14 protein-coding genes are annotated in these 19,070 nt (G+C 67.1%); 6 read left to right on the top strand and 8 right to left on the bottom strand.

The annotated features are described in order from the left end of the window. The first annotated feature begins 175 nt into the window (after nt 1–175). Both AAN986_RS26955 and AAN986_RS26950 read left to right on the top strand, forming a co-directional pair. Nucleotides 176–904 carry an OmpA family protein gene (locus tag AAN986_RS26955; RefSeq protein WP_016449372.1) on the top strand — a complete coding sequence of 243 codons (729 nt, stop codon included), beginning with the start codon at nt 176–178 and terminating at the stop codon, nt 902–904. Between the two features lie 105 nt (nt 905–1,009). Beyond that, complete coding sequence (locus tag AAN986_RS26950) at nt 1,010–2,284, top strand: amino acid deaminase (RefSeq protein ID WP_047218916.1); 1,275 nt, start codon at nt 1,010–1,012, stop codon at nt 2,282–2,284. A gap of 5 nt (nt 2,285–2,289) precedes the next feature. On the opposite strand, the gene AAN986_RS26945 is transcribed toward AAN986_RS26950, so the two are convergent. The 4 genes from AAN986_RS26945 to AAN986_RS26930 are packed head-to-tail and all read right to left on the bottom strand — an operon-like array spanning nt 2,290 to nt 10,034. After that, nucleotides 2,290–2,919 (bottom strand): response regulator, encoded by a 630-nt coding sequence (locus tag AAN986_RS26945; protein WP_012202778.1) that lies wholly within the window; start codon nt 2,917–2,919, stop codon nt 2,290–2,292. A gap of 34 nt (nt 2,920–2,953) precedes the next feature. Then, complete coding sequence (locus tag AAN986_RS26940) at nt 2,954–5,089, bottom strand: PAS domain S-box protein (RefSeq protein ID WP_047218917.1); 2,136 nt, start codon at nt 5,087–5,089, stop codon at nt 2,954–2,956. Next, a complete protein-coding gene (locus tag AAN986_RS26935) occupies nt 5,086–5,901 on the bottom strand; it encodes a carbon-nitrogen hydrolase family protein (RefSeq protein ID WP_016454246.1) in 816 nt (271 codons plus the stop codon). Before AAN986_RS26935 ends, AAN986_RS26940 begins: the two co-directional genes overlap by 4 nt. Further along, on the bottom strand, nt 5,898–10,034 hold the full coding sequence (locus AAN986_RS26930) for a YhdP family protein (RefSeq protein WP_047218918.1): 4,137 nt from the start codon (nt 10,032–10,034) through the stop codon (nt 5,898–5,900). Before AAN986_RS26930 ends, AAN986_RS26935 begins: the two co-directional genes overlap by 4 nt. 133 nt (nt 10,035–10,167) lie before the next feature. Here AAN986_RS26930 and glnE point away from each other — a divergent pair, with 133 nt between their 5' ends. Continuing rightward, nucleotides 10,168–12,909, top strand: coding sequence for a bifunctional [glutamate--ammonia ligase]-adenylyl-L-tyrosine phosphorylase/[glutamate--ammonia-ligase] adenylyltransferase (gene glnE, locus AAN986_RS26925; RefSeq protein WP_047218919.1), 2,742 nt, complete (start codon nt 10,168–10,170; stop codon nt 12,907–12,909). Between the two features lie 352 nt (nt 12,910–13,261). Here glnE and AAN986_RS26920 read toward each other — a convergent pair whose 3' ends face one another. After that, nucleotides 13,262–13,882: a glutathione S-transferase C-terminal domain-containing protein gene (locus AAN986_RS26920; protein WP_016449378.1), complete on the bottom strand. Its 621-nt coding sequence runs from the start codon at nt 13,880–13,882 to the stop codon at nt 13,262–13,264. Between the two features lie 114 nt (nt 13,883–13,996). On the opposite strand from AAN986_RS26920, the gene purB reads away from it, so the two are divergent. Genes purB through AAN986_RS26905 form a run of 3 tightly spaced genes read left to right on the top strand, consistent with a single transcriptional unit; the run spans nt 13,997 to nt 17,044 of the window. After that, nucleotides 13,997–15,376 carry an adenylosuccinate lyase gene (purB, locus tag AAN986_RS26915; protein WP_016449379.1) on the top strand — a complete coding sequence of 460 codons (1,380 nt, stop codon included), beginning with the start codon at nt 13,997–13,999 and terminating at the stop codon, nt 15,374–15,376. Between the two features lie 4 nt (nt 15,377–15,380). Then, nucleotides 15,381–16,457, top strand: a complete 1,077-nt coding sequence (locus AAN986_RS26910) for an acyltransferase (RefSeq protein WP_047218932.1) — start codon at nt 15,381–15,383, stop codon at nt 16,455–16,457. A 26-nt stretch (nt 16,458–16,483) separates the two neighbouring features. Next, nucleotides 16,484–17,044 (top strand): YaeQ family protein, encoded by a 561-nt coding sequence (locus AAN986_RS26905; protein ID WP_017404069.1) that lies wholly within the window; start codon nt 16,484–16,486, stop codon nt 17,042–17,044. A 29-nt stretch (nt 17,045–17,073) separates the two neighbouring features. Here AAN986_RS26905 and AAN986_RS26900 read toward each other — a convergent pair whose 3' ends face one another. The 3 genes from AAN986_RS26900 to AAN986_RS26890 all read right to left on the bottom strand — a co-directional run bounded on the left by AAN986_RS26900 (nt 17,074) and on the right by AAN986_RS26890 (nt 18,572). Next, a complete protein-coding gene (locus AAN986_RS26900; RefSeq protein WP_047218920.1) occupies nt 17,074–17,763 on the bottom strand; it encodes a hypothetical protein in 690 nt (229 codons plus the stop codon). Between the two features lie 140 nt (nt 17,764–17,903). After that, on the bottom strand, nt 17,904–18,083 hold the full coding sequence (locus tag AAN986_RS26895) for a hypothetical protein (RefSeq protein WP_016449383.1): 180 nt from the start codon (nt 18,081–18,083) through the stop codon (nt 17,904–17,906). A gap of 57 nt (nt 18,084–18,140) precedes the next feature. Next, nucleotides 18,141–18,572 (bottom strand): DUF3717 domain-containing protein, encoded by a 432-nt coding sequence (locus AAN986_RS26890; RefSeq protein WP_017404072.1) that lies wholly within the window; start codon nt 18,570–18,572, stop codon nt 18,141–18,143. Nucleotides 18,573–19,070 lie beyond the last annotated feature (498 nt).

The following is a 19,070-nucleotide window of genomic DNA, read 5'->3' as shown; positions in this document are numbered from 1 at the left end:
TCTCCCGGGCAGGATCGCAGCGGCCCGTGACGGCCGTGGAGGCGGCCTCGCGGAGCGGGCGCCGTCCTACGGGTATGCCCTGCCCGCACTGATAGGCTGTGCGCAGCCTGCTTTCCATAATGGGGACCCTGGCGCTACCGCACGGTGCGTTCCCAAGATTCAAAAGGAGTTTCCAATGCGCAAGCACATCGTTCTGGCCGCCGCAACGGCGGCCGCACTGTTCATCTCCGGCTGCGCGAACATGAGCGACACCCAGCGCCGCACGGCCACGGGCGCTGGCGTGGGCGCTGCAGCTGGCGCCGTGCTGGGCGCCGTCACCGGCGGCAGGGCCGGCACGGGTGCCGTGATCGGCGCTGGCGTGGGCGCACTGGGCACCTACATCTGGTCGCAGAACATGGAAAAGCAAAAGCGCGAGATGGAGCAGGCCACCCAGGGTACGGGCGTGAACGTGAGCCAGACGGCCGACAACCAGCTCAAGCTCGACATTCCCAGCGACATCTCGTTCGATACCAACCGTTCCGACATCAAGGGCAACTTCGCTCCCATCCTGGACCGCTTCGCCGAGGGCCTGCGCAACAACCCCAATGCCGAGGTGCGCATCATCGGCCACACCGACAGCACCGGCTCGGATGCCATCAACAACCCGCTGTCGCTGGACCGTGCCAACAGCACGCGCAACTACCTGACCATGCGAGGCGTCTCGGGCGCCCGCATCGCCACCGAAGGCCGTGGCTCGCACCAGCCCGTGGCTTCCAACGACTCGGCCAGCGGCCGTGCCATGAACCGCCGCGTGGAGATCTTCGTGGGCGAGATCCCGCAGCAGCACCAACAGCAGCCCCAGTATCAACAGCAGCCGCAGTACCAGCAGCCTCAATACCAGCCCCAGTACCAGCAGCCCCGCTGACCCGGTCTCTGTGCCAGATGCAACGCCCCGCAACGCGGGGCGTTTTTGCGTGGGCGGGCACCGGCATTGCCCTATGCTGGCTCCCATCCATCAATGGGGAGTCGTATGAGTGAAGCAAGCACAGCGGGCGCGGCCGACGTGGTCAGCCCGCTCGACAAGGGCCTGGGCGCGCTGTCCGCCCCCTGCACACCGCAGGACGCTGCCGCGCAGGGCTGGAATCTGCTGCGGGAAGACTTGAGTTTGCCGGTGGCCGTGCTGTCGCAGTCGCGCCTGTCGCACAACCTGGCCTGGATGCAGCGCTTTGTGGATGCCTACGGCGCCCAGCTCGCGCCCCACGGAAAGACGACCATGGCGCCCCGCCTGTTCCGCCAGCAGATCGACGCGGGCGCCTGGGGCATCACGCTGGCCACCGCTCAGCAGACGTGCGTGGCCCATGCCCATGGCGTGCGCCGCGTGCTCATGGCCAACCAGTTGATCGGCCGGCGCAACATGGCGGCCGTGGCCGAGCTGCTGGCCGATCCCGGCTTCGAGTTCTTCTGCCTGGTCGATTGTGCCGAGCAGGTCGAGCAGCTGGCCGCCTTTTTTGGCGCAGCGGGCCGGTCCGTGCAGGTGCTGATCGAACTGGGCCCGCCCGGCGGGCGCACGGGCGTTCGCTCCGATGCGCAGATGCAGCCGCTGCTGGACGCGCTGGCCCGGGCCGGTGCCGGCGTGCGACTGGCCGGGATCGAGGTCTACGAGGGCGTGCTCAAGGAAGAAGAACCCATCCGCACCCTGCTGCGACGGGCCGTGGACTGGCTCCAGCGGCTGGCGGACGAGGGCCGGCTGCAGCGCAGCCCGGCTGTGCTCACTGGCGCCGGCTCGGCCTGGTATGACGTGGTGGCCCAGGAGTTCGGCAAGGCCGACATCGGCGGTCCGCTGGATCTGGTGCTGCGCCCGGGCTGCTATCTCACGCATGACGCGGGCATCTACCAGGCAGCGCAGCGGCGCATCGACCAGACCAATCCCGTGGCGCAGCAGATGCGTGCCAGCCTGCAGCCTGCGCTGCAGGTCTGGGCCTATGTGCAGTCGCTGCCCGAGCCCGGCCGCGCCATCGTGGCGCTGGGCAAGCGCGATACCGCCTTCGAGGCCGTGCCGCCCCGGCCCGCGCTGCGCTACCGCCCCGGTGATGCCGCGCCGGTGGCCACACCGCCCCATTGGGAGGTCACGGCCATGATGGACCAGCATGCTTTCCTGAAGGTGGCCGAGGACGATGGCCTGCGCATAGGCGACATGCTGGCCTTCGACATCTCCCACCCCTGCCTGACCTTTGACAAATGGCGGCAGTTGGCCGTCGTCAATGACCGCTATGACGTGGTGGACGTGATTGCCACGTATTTCTGAAGGGGTCAGCCGTGTGTGCGCAGCAGGTTGGCCAGTTCAACGGCCGACTTGACCTGCATCTTGTCGAAGACGCGCGCGCGGTGGACCTCGACGGTGCGCACGCTGATGTCCAGCTGGTCGGCGATGAGCTTGTTGGGAATGCCCTCGACCACCAGGCGCATCACGTCACGCTCGCGCTCCGTCAGCTCGTTGAAGCGTGCACGCACGGCTTCGCGCGCACGGGTTTCGGCCTGGTGCTGGGCCGACAGTTCCAGCGCCTGTTCGATGCGGTCCACGAGGGCATTGTCCGAGAAAGGCTTCTCGCAGAAGTCGAAGGCGCCGCGCTTGACGGTGTCCACGGCCGTGGGCACGTCGGCATGGCCGGTCAGGAAGATCACGGGCATGCCTGCGATCTGGTTGCGTTCCAGCATGAGGTTGAACAGCGCCAGCCCGCTCATGCCGCCCATACGCATGTCCAGCAGCAGGCAGCAGGGATTGCGTGGCGGTGGGCGCGACTGCAGCATGGCGTCGAAGGCCTCTGCGCTGTCATAGCATTCGCTGAGCAGGCGGCGCGAGCGCAGCAGCCAGGCCAGCGCTTCGCGGACATCGGTGTCGTCGTCGACGATGTAGACGGTGGCGTCGGGTACAGGTTCCATGGGCCTATTGTTCCATTTGTTCCATTGGTGCCATCTATGCCTGCACCTGCGCAGGGCTGTGCGCCGGCAGCGTGAAGGCGAAGACTGTCCCGCGCGGGCTGTGGGGGCTGTGCTGCAGGTGGCCGCCATGCTGCTCGACCACGGTACGGCACAGGCTCAGGCCCAGGCCCATGCCCTCGTTGCGCGTGGTGAAAAAGGGCGTGAACAGTTGCTCCGCCACATGCTGGGGAATGCCGGTGCCGCAGTCGATGACGGCGAACTCCACCCAGCTGCGGCGCGTGCTGGCGGCCGCACGGCGCACGCGCAGCTGCAGCTCGCGCTCCATGGTCTCGGGCGAATCCATGGCCTGCATGCCGTTGCGCGCCAGGTTGAGCAGCACCTGCTCGATCATGGTCGGATCGCACAGCACGGGCGGGAGGCCGGGCTCGATGTCGGTGGTCACGCGCACGCCCAGGTTGCGTGCCTGCAGGCTGATCAGCGGCAGCACGGCGTCTATGAGTTCGGCGGCGCCTATGACTTCGCGGGACTGGTCGCGCCGCCGCACGAAATCGCGCACGCTCTTGATCACGCGGCCTGCGCGGTCGGCCTGGAAGCTGATGCGCTCCATGGCCATGCGCAGGTCCTGCAGTTGCTGGCGCAGCCGGGCTTCATGGTCCGAGATGGCGCTGCCCGCACCTGCACCTGTGCCCGTGTCCGTGCCCGTGCCCGTGCCCGTGCCATCGTCGCTCCCCAGCATGTTCAGCGATCCCGTGGCGTAGCTGGAGATGGCCACCAGCGGCTGGGTGAGTTCATGGCTCAGCAGCGAGGCCATCTCGCCCACCGTGGCCAGGCGGGCCGTGGCCTGCAGGCGCTCCTGCGAGGCGCGTGAGATCTCTTCCATGCGCTTTTGCTCGCTGATGTCGATGAAGGCACTCATCCAGCCGGTGTGCTGGCCCTGGGCATTGATCAGCGGCGCCTCGAAGATCAACACCGGAAAGCGCGTTCCGTCCTTGCGCATGAAGATGCTTTCATGGCCCTCGCGCGGCGGCGGGGCGTTGCCGGACAGGCGGCTGTCGCGCCGGCGCGCGTAGATCTCGGCGCGCTCGGGCGGCCAGTAGGGCGCAATGCTCAGTCCCAGCAGTTCCTCGGCCGTGAAGCCCACCATGCTGCAGAAGGCCGGGTTCACATAGCTGATGCGGCCCTGCAGATCGCGCGCGCGCAGGCCCGTGACCAGCGAGTCCTCCATGGCCTTGCGAAAGGCCAGCGCATCGCCCAGATCGCGCTCGGCGCGCAGGCGTCGGCGGTTGTCGCGCACCAGCACGGCGACCACGGACACCAGGGCGATGGACATCAGCGTCACCAGGGCCGTGAGCACGTTGGGGAATACGCTGGGCGCGCGGTGCCAGCTGTCCATGCGCAGCACCAGGGTGCTGCCCGGCAGGTCCAGCAGCTGCTGCGCCGTGAACATGCGCGTGCCGCGCCAGGAGGCGCCCAGCAGGGCCAGGCGCGTGCCGTCCGGCTCGGTGAAGGACACTTCCTGGGTGCGCGGCAGGTTCTTGCTGACCTGGGTGATCAGCAGGCTTTGCAGGCTGTAGGTACCGATGACAAAGCCGATGATGTGGCCGCTTTGCGTCAATGGCAGGCAGACCTCCATCATCTCCGTGCCCAGGCCTTCGGCCAGCAGCTGGAAGTAGCTGGGCGAGTAGGCCGGGCCGTTGAGGCGGCGCGCGTGGGTGCAGGTCAGCACGGCCTCCGGATGGGTGTTTTGCGTGCGCAGCTGGTCTTCCCACTGCACGTTGCGGTAGGGCGTCTCGGCATGGGAGCGGATCTGCAGGCCCGCATCGCGCCATTCGATGCGCATCAGCTCGCGGCGCACCTGCAGCAGCTCGGCGGCGCGGGTCTTCCACTCGGCAGGGTCGTTGTCGGGCGCGTTCAGCGCCTGCAGGTCCTGCAGGTTGCGGTTGAGGGCGGCGCGTATGTCTGCCACGGCATTGGCGGTGTCGCGCTCCAGCTTGTCCTGGACCTGGGAGGCCTCATAGCGTCCGGCCAGCCAGACCATGGTGATGAGCATGCTGGCCACCAAAGCGACCAGCAGGCTCCACAGCGACCAGCGCCGCCAGGCAGTGCGCCAGCGGCGCCAGGGCCAGCGGCCTTCGGCAGGGACGGGCGTGGACAGGTGCAGCGGATTCACAGGACGCGGTGCTCCAGGGCCGGCAACTGGCGGCGCACATGCGCCAGGCGCTCGCGCTTGATCTCGCCCAGCACCACGCCGGCACCCTCGGCCTGCTGCGCCAGCACCATGCCCCAGGGGTCGGCCAGCAGGCTGTGGCCCCAGGTGCGGCGGCCGTTCTCATGGTGGCCGCCCTGGGCGGGCGCCAGCAGGTAGGCCTGGTTTTCGATGGCGCGGGCGCGCAGCAGCACCTCCCAGTGGGCCAGGCCCGTGATGTGGGTGAAGGCGGCGGGCACCAGCAGCAGGTCGGCACCCTGCTCGGCCAGTCGGCGGTACAGCTCGGGAAAGCGCAGGTCGTAGCACACGCTCAGGCCCAGGCGCCAGGACTCGCCCTCGCGCGAGGTGATGTCGCAGGTCACGGGCGTGTGGCCGGCCTGGACCACGGCGGCCTCCGTGTAGCGCTCGCGGCCGTTGTCGTAGTGGAACAGGTGGATCTTGTCGTAGCGCGCCACGCATTCGCCCTGGGGCGAGAACACCAGCGAGCTGTTGAGCACGTGGGCATCGTCATCGGCCACCAGGGGCAGGGTGCCGCCGACGATCCACAGCTGCAGCTCGCGCGCGGCGCGGCCCAGGAAGTCCTGGATGGGGCCTTGGCCGAAACTCTCGCGGTAGGCCAGCTTGTCGGTATCGCGCAGGCCCATGGCACAGAAGTATTCGGGCAGGGCCGCGAGTTCGGCGCCCTGCTCGCGCGCCTGACGCAGCAGGGCCATGGCCTGGTCGAGGTTGGCGCGCACATCGGGTTCCGACACCATTTGCAGGGCTGCGATTTTCATGGGTTCTCTCCTGAAGGGGCTGACTCGGTGGCGGTGGAGGGCGTGCGCGACGGTGTGTCAGAGGGCGTTGCGGCCCGGCGGCGCGGCAAGGCAGTGACCTGGGGATCATCCCAGCTGCCGTCGATGCGGAATTCCTTGGTGGCTGCCGCAATCAGCGGGCCCCGCAGCAGCACCTGCGCCAGAAAGCTGCCCAGGCCGATCACGGGGTTGATGGCCGTGGCCACCAGGGAGGCGGTCATCGCGTTGATCTCTGGCACCACCACCACGTGCAGATTCTGCGTCTCCTGGACCAGGTCTGCCGTGCCTTCCATCAGCACGGCGGCGTTGACGCCCTTCATCTGCATGTTGTTGGTGCGCGCCACGCCATCGGTGATCTGCACATCACCGCGCATGAAGTCGAAGGCAAAGCCGTTGCTGAAGACATCGCGGAAATCCAGCGTCAGCCGGCGTGGCAGCGCCTGCAGGCTGAGCACGCTCAGCAGCTTGGCCAGGCCCGGTTCGGCCTTGAGGAACTGGCCGGTCTGCACATCCAGGTGCATGGAGCCCGAGAGGCTGCGGAAATCGGGCGTGATGGGCGAGCCCGTCCATCCCGCCGAGCCCTGCAGGCTCCCCTTGCCATTGCCCACCACGCCGGGCATGTCAAAGCGCGTGAGCAGCTTGCCCACGTCGCGCAGGTCCAGCTGGAACTGCAGCTGGCTGCGCCCCGGATGCTCGGACTGCCCCTGGGGCAGGCGCCACTGGCCGTTGGCCGTCAGCGTGGCCTCGGGCGTGGAAATGTTGAAGCGCGACAGCTGCCATTCGCGCGCCGCCGCGTTGCCGGGCACGGGGCGGTTGCGGGCCTCGACCTCCAGGCGGCCCAGCGCGTGGCCCGACAGGTGCATGTCGTCCACCACGATCTGCAGCGCCGGCAGCTGGCGCGGCCCTTCGTTGAACAGGGCGTCCACGCGTTCGGACTTGGCCTCCGGCACCGTCAGGCGGGACAGCCGGGCGACCAGCTGCCCTTCGGGCTGGGCGTCCGTGCCTTCGCGAAAGCCCACATAGCCATCCAGCTCCTGGGAGGTGAGGTTGCTGTGCCACGAGCCGCCATCGCGCGAAATGCCCGCCACCACATCGTGCAGCTGCCGCCCCTTGGCCTGCAGTTGCTTGACGCGCAGGCTCAGCCGATCGGGAAGGTATTCGCGCGCAGGGTCCGTGGCGGCGTCGGCGGGCTCTGGCCTGGTGCCGTTGGACTGCGGCGCCAGCGCCAGCCAGTCGTCGATATTGAAGAGCGGCAACTGCACATGGGCCTGCACGCCCTGGCCCGAAGTGGGGGCGGTGCCCGCTTCCTGGCCGATGAGGATGCTGCCGTGCAGCACGCGGCTGTGCTTGCCACTGATGTCGCGCTCATAGAAGACCGAGCCCGTGTCGCCCAGTTGCACGCTGATCTGGTCGCGCAGCGGGGCATCGGGCGCGGCGAAGCTGGCGGGCGCGAGCTGGTGGCTCACGGCCAACGGCTGGATGGACTCGGCGGCCTTGCCCAGCGGAGTCGGCAGGTTGATGCGCATGCCCTGCAGGCTGGACTGGACCTGGATTTCGGGCGTGCCACGGCGCACCTTCAGCAGCAGGGAATAGGGCGACTGGCCCTCGGCATGGCGGGCCAGGTCGGCCACCCAGCCCAGTTCCCTGGCATCGCGCAGCCCCTGTGCCGTGGCCGTGCCCTGCACCCGCACCTTGACGGACGATTCGGTGGCTGGCGCATTGCGCGCCAGCGCCTGCATGCCGCCATCGGCACGCAGTTCACCGCCCAGGGCCCGCGCCTGCAAGCCCACCAGCGAGAAGCCGGTGTCGGAGAATTTGACGGCGCCACGCAGCTGGCTCAGGTGCGGTGTCTCGTCATCGAGCTGCAGTGAGTTGCCCGCCAGCGTGACCTGTCCAGACACCTTGCTGCGGTCCAGATGGTCGATGGGCAATTGCAGCTGCAGGGCCAGTTGCGCGGCGCCCGTGGCCTCGCTGCCGTCCAGCACGTGCCCGGTCAGCGCCGACAGGGCCGAGGTCTTGACCACGCCCAGCATGTCGGCCAGCGGGCCCTGGCCCTTGGCGGTCACGGCCACCTCGGTGTGGCCCAGGTTGGGAATGCTGGCCTGAATGTCCCGCATCTGCAGCTGCGGGTAGCCCGCGAACTCGCCGCGTGCATTGCGCACGGCCATCGACGAGCGATCGAAGACCAGCTCACCCGACAGATCGACCAGGGCCGGCCAGGGCGCCTCGCCATGCGTGAGCAGATGGGGCGGCACATATTCATAGTGCACGTCATGCAGCTTGGCAGCGATATGGAACTCGCCCTGGCTGGGCTTTTCGGCCGGCACGTGGTCCAGGTGGCCGCGCACCTTGAAGTTCACCGTGCTTGCGCGCCCGGCGTGGATGGCCTCTCGCACGTAGTGGCGCGCATCGGCGGGGATTTCCAGCGGCAGATAGCGGTGCACGCGCGTGCCGTCTGCGTTGCGCAACTGGCCCTGCAGGTCCAGCACGCCCGGAAAGCGCGGGTGCTTGTCGCTGCCGTCGCCGGTGTGCCACTGCGCACGGGCCTCGCCCTCGGTGTCATCGTTGGCAAAGCGCAGGTTGGGCACCTGCACGCTGATGGCCTGTCCGCGCAACTGCCAGCGCAGGCTGGCCTGCAGGCGGTGCAGCGGGATCTCGGGTTCCTCGAAGACGCCAGGAAAGGACAGCGCAGCCGGCTGCTGCCCCGTGCCCTCCATCTCCAGTTGGGCCTGTCCGCCGTCCTGGTCTAGCGAGAAGCGCGCGTTCAGGCCCTTGATGCCGGGCATGCCCGGCTTCGTGGGGCCTTCGGACGATGCCACGCCGTCGATCGACAGCTGCTGCAGCTCGCCGCTGGCCTTGTACTGCTGCACAGCCTGCAGCGGGCCGCGCCAGCTTCCCTGGAACTGGCGCAGCTGGCCGGCCGGGGCCATGTCGGCCAGATGGCGCTGCACCTGCTCTGGCAGCGGCAGGCGCTGGCCCAGCTGGGCGAGGATGGCCAGGTCAATGCCATCGGCCTGGAACTCGCCCTGCTCGCCCAGCACCCCCTGCGTGCTGGCGCCCGCAGGACTGTAGCGCGCGCGCAGATTGCCGGCAGGCCAGTGCAGGCCGTCACCCGTGGAGAACTCCAGGTTCTGCGCGGCGAAGCGCCAGCCGTCCTGGTGCTGCACGCTCAGCCGGCCCGTCAGCGCCTGCAGTTGCAGTGGCTCCAGGTTTTCGCGCCACTGCAGTTGCAGGGCATTCACCGCCACATCGGCCATGGCACCCACGGGCTGGCCCTGGCGCAGGTCTATCCAGGCGCGCAGCGCGCCCCGGCCCTGCTGCAGGCGCAAGCCAGAGGTGTCTATGTACTGGCCGAGCTGGGACAGGTCGATCTGCGTGAACATCGCATGGGCCTGGCCGCTCCAGCGGCGCCAGTTGCCCTCGTGCGTGGACAGCAGCGGCTCGCGGAACAGGCCGGTCAGCATGAAGCGCTCGCCCCAGCCTTCGGGCGGCGTGGCATCCAGGCGCAGTCCGTGGCCCCAGCCCTTGTTGCGCAGCACCAGGTCCACATCGCGCAAGGCCAGCGGCGGAGCCTGGCGCAGTTCGTCCAACCACAGCAGGCTGCCGCCGCGCAGCGCCAGTTCGGTCTGCGAAAACAGCCAGTCGGCGGCGGCATTGTCCCCGCCGGCCGAAGGGCTGATCTCGATGCCGGCCACGAAGACTCGGCCATCGGCCGCGCGGCGCACCACGAGTTCAGGACGGTCTATGTAGATCTGTTCCACGCCCAGGCGCATCAGCGAGCGTGCCGAAACGGCGACCACCACGCTGGGCAGGCGCAGGGCGTCTGCCGAATGTTCGGGGTCTTGCACCACCACGTCGCCCAGCTCGAAGCGGGGGACCAATCCCTCGCTGCGGGCCGTGATGCTGCCTATGCGAACCGGTAGGCCCAGCGTGCGTGAGGCCAGGGATTCCAGCTGAGGACGCCATTCGCCGATTCGCGGCACAATCCAGCCATGGAGCACCCCCCACACGGAGGCGAGGACCAGCCAGAAGGCCAGGACCAGCCCCAGTGACCACCGCGCAAGGCCGGCCATCCAACGGGTCAGGCGTGTGGGGTGCGGTTTCGGTTCGATCATCGGCGGCATCAGCTATGACGGGAATTATGACCGGCGCCCTCAGGGCCTGGGCGGTAACCAAGGGTTGCTGCAATCCCTCTGCGCGTGAGTGGCCGCTTCTTTCGCGTTCCGTATGCAATCCTCAGTTCACGCAATGGCAGGTACGGCCTTGAATGTCCCCGCACAGGCCGCCTATTCCCGTTTTCACCAACGGCTGCACCGTCGCTATGGCGACGAGCTGAGCCTTTTGCCGCCGGGTCCGCCCGAGCGCGCGTCCATGGAGCAGGCCCTGGCGGCACTGCTGGAGCGTGGCCTGGACCTGTCGGCTGCGCTGCGTGTGCTGCGCCAGCTGGTCATGGAGCGCACCATGGTGCTCGACTGCGAGCAGCAGGCGCCGCTGGCCGTGGTCACGCGCGCCGTGACCGAGCTGGCCGAGCTGGCGCTGGAGCGCGCCTGCATCCAGGCGCGCGCCGAGCTCGACGCGCGCCATGGCGCGCCTCAAGGCTCCGACGGCCGGCCCGTGCAGCTGTGGATCATCGGCATGGGCAAGCTGGGCGCACGCGAGCTCAACGTCTCCAGCGACATCGACCTGATCTACGTCTACGAGCAGGACGGCGACACCGCCGGCCTGCCCGATGGGCGCGGGGTGATCTCCAACCACGAGTACTTCGCGCGCGTGGTCAAGGGCATCTACGGCCTGATCGGCGACACCACCGAGCACGGCTTTGTCTTCCGCGTGGACCTGGCGCTGCGTCCCAACGGGAACTCGGGGCCTTCGGCCGTCTCGCTGGCCTCGCTGGAGGAGTATCTGCAGACCCATGGACGCGAGTGGGAGCGCTTTGCCTGGCTCAAGAGCCGCGTCGTGGCGCCTATGGACTGCGTGCGCTCCCAGCAGGTGCAGGCGCTGCGTGCCGTGGTCCTGCCCTTTGTCTTTCGCCGCTACCTGGACTACGCGGTCTTTGATGCGCTGCGCTCGCTGCACCGCCAGATCCGCGAGCATGCGGCGCGGCGCAGCGCGGGCCATCCGGGCCGCTCCAATGACGTCAAGCTCTCGCGCGGCGGCATCCGCGAGATCGAATTCACCGTGCAGCTGCTGCAGGTGGTGCGTGGCGGCCAGTTCCCCGAACTGCGCTGCCGCCCCACGCTGGAGGCGCTGGGCCGCCTGGCGCGCGCCGGCCTCATGAGCCAGGAAGTGGCCGACGCCCTGGGCTCGGCCTACACCTTTTTGCGCCGTGTCGAGCACCGTATCCAGTACCTGGACGACCAGCAGACCCATGTGCTGCCCACCCGCGACGATGACCTGGAATGGATTGCGCGCACCATGGGCTTTGCCGATGCCTGCGCCTTTTTGCACCAGCTCGATGCCCATCGTGAAAAGGTGGCCGAGGAATTCGACACCCTGCTGGGCGGCTCGGCCCAGCCCCAGTGCGGCTCGGGCCGTTGCAACGGCGCGCGCAGCCCCGCCCAGGGCACGCCGCGCGAGATAGACGGCCTCATGGAGCAGTTGCCGCCAGCCCTGGCCGCCCATGTGGCCGACTGGCGCGGCAATGCCCGCATCGCCAACCTGCGCGACGAGGCGCGCGGCCGGCTGTTTCGACTCGTGCAGCGCACGGCGCAATGGGTGGCCGAGCGCAGCGTGCCCGAAGACGCCGCGCTGCGCTTTCTGAACTGGCTGGAGCCGCTGCTGCGCCGTGAAAGCTATCTGGCCCTGCTGCTGGAGCGCCCCGCCGTGCACGAGCGGCTGCTGGACCTGCTGGGCGCGGCACGCTGGCCCGCGCGCTACCTGCAGCAGCACCCGGGCGTGATCGACGAGCTGGCCAACGAAGCCATGCTGGGCGAGCGTTTCTCGCCCATGGACTTCGAGCATGAGCTGGCCCTGCGCCTGGCCGCGCTGCAGGCCACGGGCGAGGACGATGACGAAACCCTGCTGAACCTGCTGCGCCGCGCCCACCATGCCGAGGTCTTTCGCACGCTGGCGCGCGATATCGAAGGCCGCATCACGGTCGAGCAGGTGGCGGACGATCTCAGCGCACTGGCCGACTGCGTGCTGCGGGTGACGGCCAGCTGGTGCTGGAGCCGGCTCAAGAACCGCCACCGCGAGTCGCCGCAGTTCGCCATCATCGGCTACGGCAAGCTGGGCGGAAAGGAGCTGGGCTACGGCAGCGACCTGGACATCGTCTTCGTCTTCGATGACGAAGACGAACACGCCTCCGAGATCTATGCCGCCTTTGTGCGCAAGCTCATCAACTGGCTGGCCGTCAAGACGGGCGAGGGCGACCTGTTCGAGATCGACACCGCGCTGCGCCCCAACGGCAACTCGGGCCTGCTGGTGACCAGCTTCGCCTCCTATGCCAACTACCAGCAGCAGCGCGGCAGCAACACGGCGTGGACCTGGGAGCACCAGGCCATGACGCGGGCGCGCTTCGTGCTGGGCAGCGACGATCTGCAGGCCCGCTTCGATGCCGTGCGCGAGGCTGTGATCACCGCGCCTCGCGACCCCTCGGCGCTGCGCGACGAAATCGTCGCCATGCGCGAACGCGTGCGCGGCGCCCATCCGGTGCGCGGCGGCCTGTTCGATGTCAAGCACAGCCCGGGCGGCATGGTCGATGTGGAATTCGCGGTCCAGTACCTCGTGCTCTCGCAATCGGCCTCGCACCCGGAACTGATGGCCAACCTCGGCAATATCGCGTTGCTGCAGCGCGCCGAACAGGCAGGATTGATCCCGGCCGGCGTAGGCCAGCAGGCGGCCCGGGCCTACCGCGAGCTGCGCCGCCTGCAGCACGTGGCACGGCTGGATGAGCGCTCGGCACAGCTGGTGCCAGGGCAGGCCGAGCCGCTGAGTGCGCCCGTCAAGGCCTTGTGGGATGCGGTTTTCGCCAACGCCGTTGCGGCTTGACGATGTGAAGCAAAGAAGGCGGCTTGCGGCTGCGAACGCCTTCACTTCAGCATCCGTGGAAATTGGCCTACAGCAGGATCGCGGGCATCCTCAAAATGTTACATTTTTCCTGCCCACGACCCCTGGAACTTCTGCAAAAGTAGCTCATCTATTGAACAGCTTGTTGAGAGAGAGTATCCAGACCGAATTTCACGTTGCGAAGCCTCTGGGGCCACAGTCCTGAACTGTTCCGCCCGAAGCGCTTCTCCTCCCTCCCTCTCTTTATTCGTTTCGGGATGCTTCGCAACTTTTTTATGCCAGCAAAAAGGCCACCCATCGGGTGGCCTTTTTGCATTCCCGGGCTGGTGCGGCGTCAGGGCTGGGGAGGGCGCGTGGCTGCAAAACTGGCACGCTCGGCCAGCTTGGCCTGCAGTGCGGCCAGATTGGGGTGGTCGGCGCGCCAGTCCAGCTCGGGAAAGCGAAAGTCCAGCCAGCCCAGGGCGCAGCCCACGCACACGTCGGCCAGGGTGAAGTGGATGCCGCAGCAATACGGCTTGTCGCCCAGCCCCTGGGACATCACGTTCAGTGCAGCCCGCACCTTGGCAAGCTGGCGGTCTATCCAGGCCTGGCAGCGCTGTTCTTCGCTGCGGCCATCCCAGGTGGCTTCGAGGCGGGCCAGCGCCCCGGCATCCAGCAGGCCATCGGCCAGTGCTTCCCAGGTCTTGATCTCGGCGCGCTCGCGCCCCGTGCCGGGGATCAGCTTGCCTACCGGGGAAAGTGTGTCCAGATATTCGACGATCACGCGCGAGTCGAACATGGCATCGCTGCCGTCCATGACCAGGCGCGGCACCTTGCCCAGCGGGTTGCCGGTGCCGGGCGACAGCTCGCGGCTCCAGGGGTTTTCCTCGACGAACTGATAGTCGAGCCTTTTCTCTGCCAGTACGACGCGTACCTTGCGTACGTAGGCGCTGGTGGAGGAACCTATCAGTTTCATGGCAATTTTCCGTGGCGAAGAGGCGGCCCATGGGCGGGCAGCAGATTCTATGCGCTGCCCGGCGATCTCCCCCTCGGCCCCCGTTTTTGCCGCGCGCACCTACAATCACGGCCCATGAATCTGCCGCACATCTCCGCCCTGTCCCCGCTCGACGGCCGCTACGCCGCCAAACTGTCTCCTCTGCGCCCGATCATGAGCGAGATGGGATACATGCACCGCCGCGTGCAGGTGGAGGTCACCTGGTTCATCGCCCTGTCGGATGCCGGCTTTGCCGAGTTCAAGCCCCTGTCCGAAGGCGCGCGCGTCTATCTGCAGGACCTGGTGAAGAACTTCTCCGAGGCCGATGCCGTGGCCATCAAGGACATCGAAAAGACCACCAACCACGACGTCAAGGCCGTGGAGTACTGGATCAAGGGCAAGTTCGACGGCCGTCCCGAGCTGCTCAAGGCCGCCGAATTCGTGCACTTTGCATGCACCAGCGAAGACATCAACAACACCAGCCACGCGCTGCAACTGCGCGCCGGCCGCGACAGCGTGCTGCTGCCCGCAATCTCCGGCATCACGGCCAAGCTGCGCGAGATGGCCCATGCCTATGCCGCCGTGCCCATGCTCAGCCGCACGCACGGCCAGACCGCCAGCCCCACCACCGTGGGCAAGGAAATCGCCAACGTGCTGGTGCGCCTGGAAAAGGCCTCTGCCCGCATCGCCGAGGTCAAGCTCCTGGCCAAGATGAACGGCGCCGTCGGCAACTACAACGCCCACCTTTCCGCCTGGCCCGAGTTCGACTGGGAAGCCTTCAGCAAGAACGTGATCGAGTCGCCCGAGCCCCAGGGTCTGGGCCTGAGCTTCCAGCCCTACTCGATCCAGATCGAGCCGCATGACTACATGGCCGAGCTGTTCGACGCCATCGCGCGCGCCAACACCATCCTCATCGACTTCTCGCGCGATGTCTGGGGCTATGTGTCCCTGGGCTACTTCAAGCAGCGCCTGAAGGCCGGCGAGATCGGCTCCTCGACCATGCCGCACAAGGTCAATCCCATCGACTTCGAGAATGCCGAAGGCAACCTGGGCCTGGCCAACGCCCTGCTCAAGCACCTGGCCGAAAAGCTGCCCATCTCGCGCTGGCAGCGTGACCTGACCGATTCGACCGTGCTGCGCAACATCGGCGTGGCCATGGGCTATGCCACGCTGGCCTACAGCTCGCTGATGACCGGCCTGAACAAGCTCGAACTCAACGAAGAGCGCCTGCAGGAAGACCTGGATAACGCCTGGGAAGTCCTGGCCGAGCCCATCCAGACCGTCATGCGCCGCTACGGCGTGCAGGGCGCCTACGAAAAGCTCAAGGAAGTCACGCGCGGCAAGACCGTGCAGGCCGAAGACCTGCACCGCCTGATCAACGGCCTGGAAATCCCCCAGGCCGACAAGGACCGCCTGCTGGCCATGACGCCTGCCTCCTATGTGGGCAAGGCGGCCGAGCTGGCGCGCCGCGTCTGAGTTGATGCAGGCCCATGGTGCCGACACTTCGGCGCGATCCAACAATTTCGACGCGCTGAGACTGCTGGCCGCACTGCTGGTCATCTGGAGCCATCAGTTCGCGGTCATGGGCTTGCCGGTTCCCCAGCTCCTGCACAACGAGCCCGGGGCGCTGGGCGTGGTCATCTTCTTTGCCATCAGTGGCTATCTCGTCACCTTGTCCTGGCTGGCTGACCCGCATCTGGGGCGCTTTGCGGCGCGCCGGGCACTGCGTATCTGGCCCGGCCTCATCGCAGCCGTCCTGCTCTGCGCTTTCGTGCTCGGGCCCTTGGTCACCACCTTGCCCTTGAAGGCCTATCTCGCGCATCCATTGACGTGGGACTATCTGCGCAACCTGTGGCTGGACACACAGTTTGCGCTGCCGGGCGTATTTGATGGCAACGTGCTGGCTTCATCGGTCAATGGCCCCTTGTGGACCATCCCGCTGGAAGTGGGCTGCTATGCCTTCCTTGCTGCAGCCGGAGCCCTGGGTGTGATGCGCTGGCCCTGGGTTGCTCCCCTGGCATTTCTTGCGCTGCTTTTGGGCATGCAGTGGCACTACAGCCCAGCGCCGGGTGCTGCCATGCCTGCCTGGTCGTTCGGACTGCAATACGGCATGGTGTTCGCGCTGGGCGCGACGCTGGCCTGCTGGCGCCATCTGTGGATAGAGCGCCGCCTGTTGGCGATGACTGCAATGCTGCTGCTGCTTGCCGTCCTCTACTTCAAAGGCCCGGCGATCATTGCGGGCCAGGCACCCTTGCTGGCGCTTGCAGTTTTTTCCGTGGTGGCAGGATCGGCATCCACGCCCCTTCTCAAGCATGCAGGGCATTTCGGCGATTTCTCTTACGGCCTGTACATTTACGCCTTTCCCGTGCAGCAGCTGGTGGTCTGGCATTTCGCGGACCGGCTCGGCTATGGCGCAGCTCTGGCCTGCACCGTGGCCGGCACGGGCCTGCTGGCCGTGCTGTCCTGGCATTTGCTGGAAAAGCAGGCACTGACCTTCAAGCCTGCCCGGCCCGCTTCGGGTGCTACCAAAATCCCTTCGTCGCATGTGACGGGCTGACCCTCACCTGCCGAACTACCTGTCTCATGGCCCTCAAATCCACCATCTTCAAGGCGAACCTGTCCATCGCCGACATCGACCACGGCTACTACGCCGACCATGCGCTGACCCTGGCTCGCCATCCCAGCGAAACGGACGAGCGCATGATGGTGCGCCTTGTGGCCCTGGCCCTCAATGCCCACCAGCTCAGCGACATGTGCAACGGCGACGGCACGCTGGCCTTTGGCGCGGGCCTGTCCGATCCCGAGGATCCCGATGTCTCGCTGACCGACTTCACGGGAGCCAAGCGCCTGTGGATCGAGGTCGGCCAGCCCGAGGAAAAGCCCATCGCCAAGGCATGCAACAAGTCCGATGCCGTAGTGCTCTACGCCTTCCACCATGCGGCGGAAGTCTGGTGGAAAGGCCTGGAAGGCAAGCTGGCACGACTGAACAAGCTGCAGGTCTGGCGGATTCCCTCCGAAACCTCCCAGTCGCTGGCGGAGCTGGCCGAGCGCAGCATGCAACTGCAGGCCACCATCCAGGAAGGCGCATTGACGCTCAGCAGCAATCTGGGCACGGTCTTCATCGAGCCGCTGCGCTGGAAGTAGCCGGGCACTGGCCCAAGCAAGCCACTGTCTCAGTCAGGCAACTGCATCCGGACGGCCTGGGCGAAGGACTTCACCGTCCAGCCCGCGCCCAGCAGCATGCGGCGAGTGGACAGCCGGTCCATGACATCGTCGGGCACATTGCAGCCCAGATGGATCAGCGACTTGCTCTCCGTGATGCCCACATAGCGGCCGTCATAGCTGCGCGCCAGATGGTTCCACAGGCCGTGGGCACCCGGCGACTGGCGTGCGCCGCTGACGAGGCAGGTGCCCGTATCGAGCACGCTGCGGTAGACGGCGCTGGCGATGCCGCGCCGCTGGTAGTCCGGCGCAAAGCGCGAATGGGGCGAGCGCACGCGGCGGTCGGTGCGCTTGTCCACTTCGACCAGGCGATTGAACACCGTGTAGCCGGCCAGGCAGCGCCGCTCCATATCCTCCACGTAGGCAAACCATTCGCCGTCGGCCTCCCGCCAGTGCAGCTGGAACTGCGGATCGTGAAGCGGACGTCGCTCCAGGCCGTGCAGCTTGTTGCCGGGCTGGTACAGGCGCTCATGAATGGCTTCGAGCTCGCCCTCCACCAGCGGCTGCATCACGTCGATGCGCAGTTCGGTGACGTGGTGCGGCCGCAAGCGGGCCGAGGCGCGATGCGCCACGGCATCACGCAGATGGCGCCAGAGGGTGGAAAACGAGGGCCCGGCTGGGGCAAAGGCTAGACAGGTCACGGCAAAGCTCGCTTTGTCGGCAGGCCTTGTGGCCCGGCAGACGCGTGAAAACCCAACCGCCTTCAGTTTCAAGGTGAAGGCGGCGCAAGAAGAGCGGATTCAGTGAAGCGACGCTGCCCGGTTCCGCGCAGGGCAGCGCATCAAGACCGTGCGGCCTGTCTGGGGCCGATGTTCAGCCGCGCTGCATCGCGCTCGCGCAGGCGAGCGGCCGTGGCAGGCCAGGCCTTGCCGGCCGGCACGCGCGTGCTCCCCGCATCACTTGCCGTGAGGCGCATGCAGGGGCGGGGGCGGCGGTGGCTGGAAGCGGCGGTCTGCAGCATGGGGACTGATGTTAGGCCGCCTGCAACATCGCACTGGTTCGGTGCGATATACGGCAATCAGCCGGGTTTGCGCGATATGTCCGCGCGCTCGGCCGCACGCTCTGCATAGCGGGTAAAGCGCCAGGAGTCGCCTTCTGTCGTGATCCTGCGCCATACGGCACGCTTCTGTGGTGGCTCCATGGCGGTCCACATCTGCACTTCGTCGAAGCTGCGGCCACAACCCTTGCATTTCTCGTCGCCCTGGCTGGTGGAGCAGATGGCGATGCAGGGCGTATCGGGGGTCGTGTCGTACCAGGCCAGCCAGGCTGCCATGGCGTGCGAGGGAAAGCCCTCAACCTGCACTTCGGTCTCATGCCAGAAGATCATCAGCGCGTACACCTCGGCCAGGGCCCGTACTTCGGGCTGCAGCAGCACACCATCCGGGGACGGGTGGCGCTCTCGCCAGTAGTTGATGGCGGCTTCGATATCGGTGATGTGCAGTGCGGTCATGGACGGGCAAGGGGAAGGGACAGCGATGATAAGGCGCATGCCAGTCCTCGGCCGGGCACTGCTGCAACACTCCATCAGCTTCAGGGTTGCTATGAATAGTGAAGCGTTGGGGGCAGATGTATAAAAGGAGTGCGGGATGTGTTGCTTGTGCTTTCCGTGGAATTGAAGGGTTTTTTTACTTGCGTGCCGCAGCGGCTTTGTGTTGCAATCCGCAGGTTCGAAGGGGAGTAGCTCTCTGCCGGCAGGGGTGGTTGCAAAGCCACCGCGCCGGCATCGGAATGGTCGTCAATACGAAGCGCAAGCTTCCGGCCTTCCGGGCTGCGGTGCATACCGCAGCCGAGCAAGACCTTTGATGGACCTGATGACGGTCGATCAAGGTGTTCTCCCCTGAGCCAGGCATGTCCTTGCCCGGGTAGGCGCTGTGTCGTCGCATCGGTCTTTCTGTGCTGGTGGGTGTTTCTCCAGGAGGGAGGAGTTCCCGCCGGCCGTACTCAACAG

Source organism: Delftia sp. DS1230 (assembly GCF_040112715.1).
GTDB classification, from domain to species: domain Bacteria; phylum Pseudomonadota; class Gammaproteobacteria; order Burkholderiales; family Burkholderiaceae_C; genus Comamonas; species Comamonas tsuruhatensis.
Note: the sequence above shows the minus strand (reverse complement) of the source record. Positions and strands in the feature narration are given on the sequence as shown.

Excerpts from the sequence above, each read along its gene's own strand:
- AAN986_RS26955 (WP_016449372.1), top strand. The coding sequence starts at position 176 with ATGCGCAAGCACATCGTTCTGGCCGCCGCAACGGCGGCCGCACTGTTC.
- AAN986_RS26950 (WP_047218916.1), top strand. The coding sequence starts at position 1,010 with ATGAGTGAAGCAAGCACAGCGGGCGCGGCCGACGTGGTCAGCCCGCTC.
- AAN986_RS26945 (WP_012202778.1), bottom strand. The coding sequence starts at position 2,919 with ATGGAACCTGTACCCGACGCCACCGTCTACATCGTCGACGACGACACC.
- AAN986_RS26935 (WP_016454246.1), bottom strand. The coding sequence starts at position 5,901 with ATGAAAATCGCAGCCCTGCAAATGGTGTCGGAACCCGATGTGCGCGCC.
- AAN986_RS26930 (WP_047218918.1), bottom strand. The coding sequence starts at position 10,034 with ATGATCGAACCGAAACCGCACCCCACACGCCTGACCCGTTGGATGGCC.
- glnE (WP_047218919.1), top strand. The coding sequence starts at position 10,168 with ATGGCAGGTACGGCCTTGAATGTCCCCGCACAGGCCGCCTATTCCCGT.
- AAN986_RS26920 (WP_016449378.1), bottom strand. The coding sequence starts at position 13,882 with ATGAAACTGATAGGTTCCTCCACCAGCGCCTACGTACGCAAGGTACGC.
- purB (WP_016449379.1), top strand. The coding sequence starts at position 13,997 with ATGAATCTGCCGCACATCTCCGCCCTGTCCCCGCTCGACGGCCGCTAC.
- AAN986_RS26910 (WP_047218932.1), top strand. The coding sequence starts at position 15,381 with ATGCAGGCCCATGGTGCCGACACTTCGGCGCGATCCAACAATTTCGAC.
- AAN986_RS26905 (WP_017404069.1), top strand. The coding sequence starts at position 16,484 with ATGGCCCTCAAATCCACCATCTTCAAGGCGAACCTGTCCATCGCCGAC.
- AAN986_RS26895 (WP_016449383.1), bottom strand. The coding sequence starts at position 18,083 with ATGCTGCAGACCGCCGCTTCCAGCCACCGCCGCCCCCGCCCCTGCATG.
- AAN986_RS26890 (WP_017404072.1), bottom strand. The coding sequence starts at position 18,572 with ATGACCGCACTGCACATCACCGATATCGAAGCCGCCATCAACTACTGG.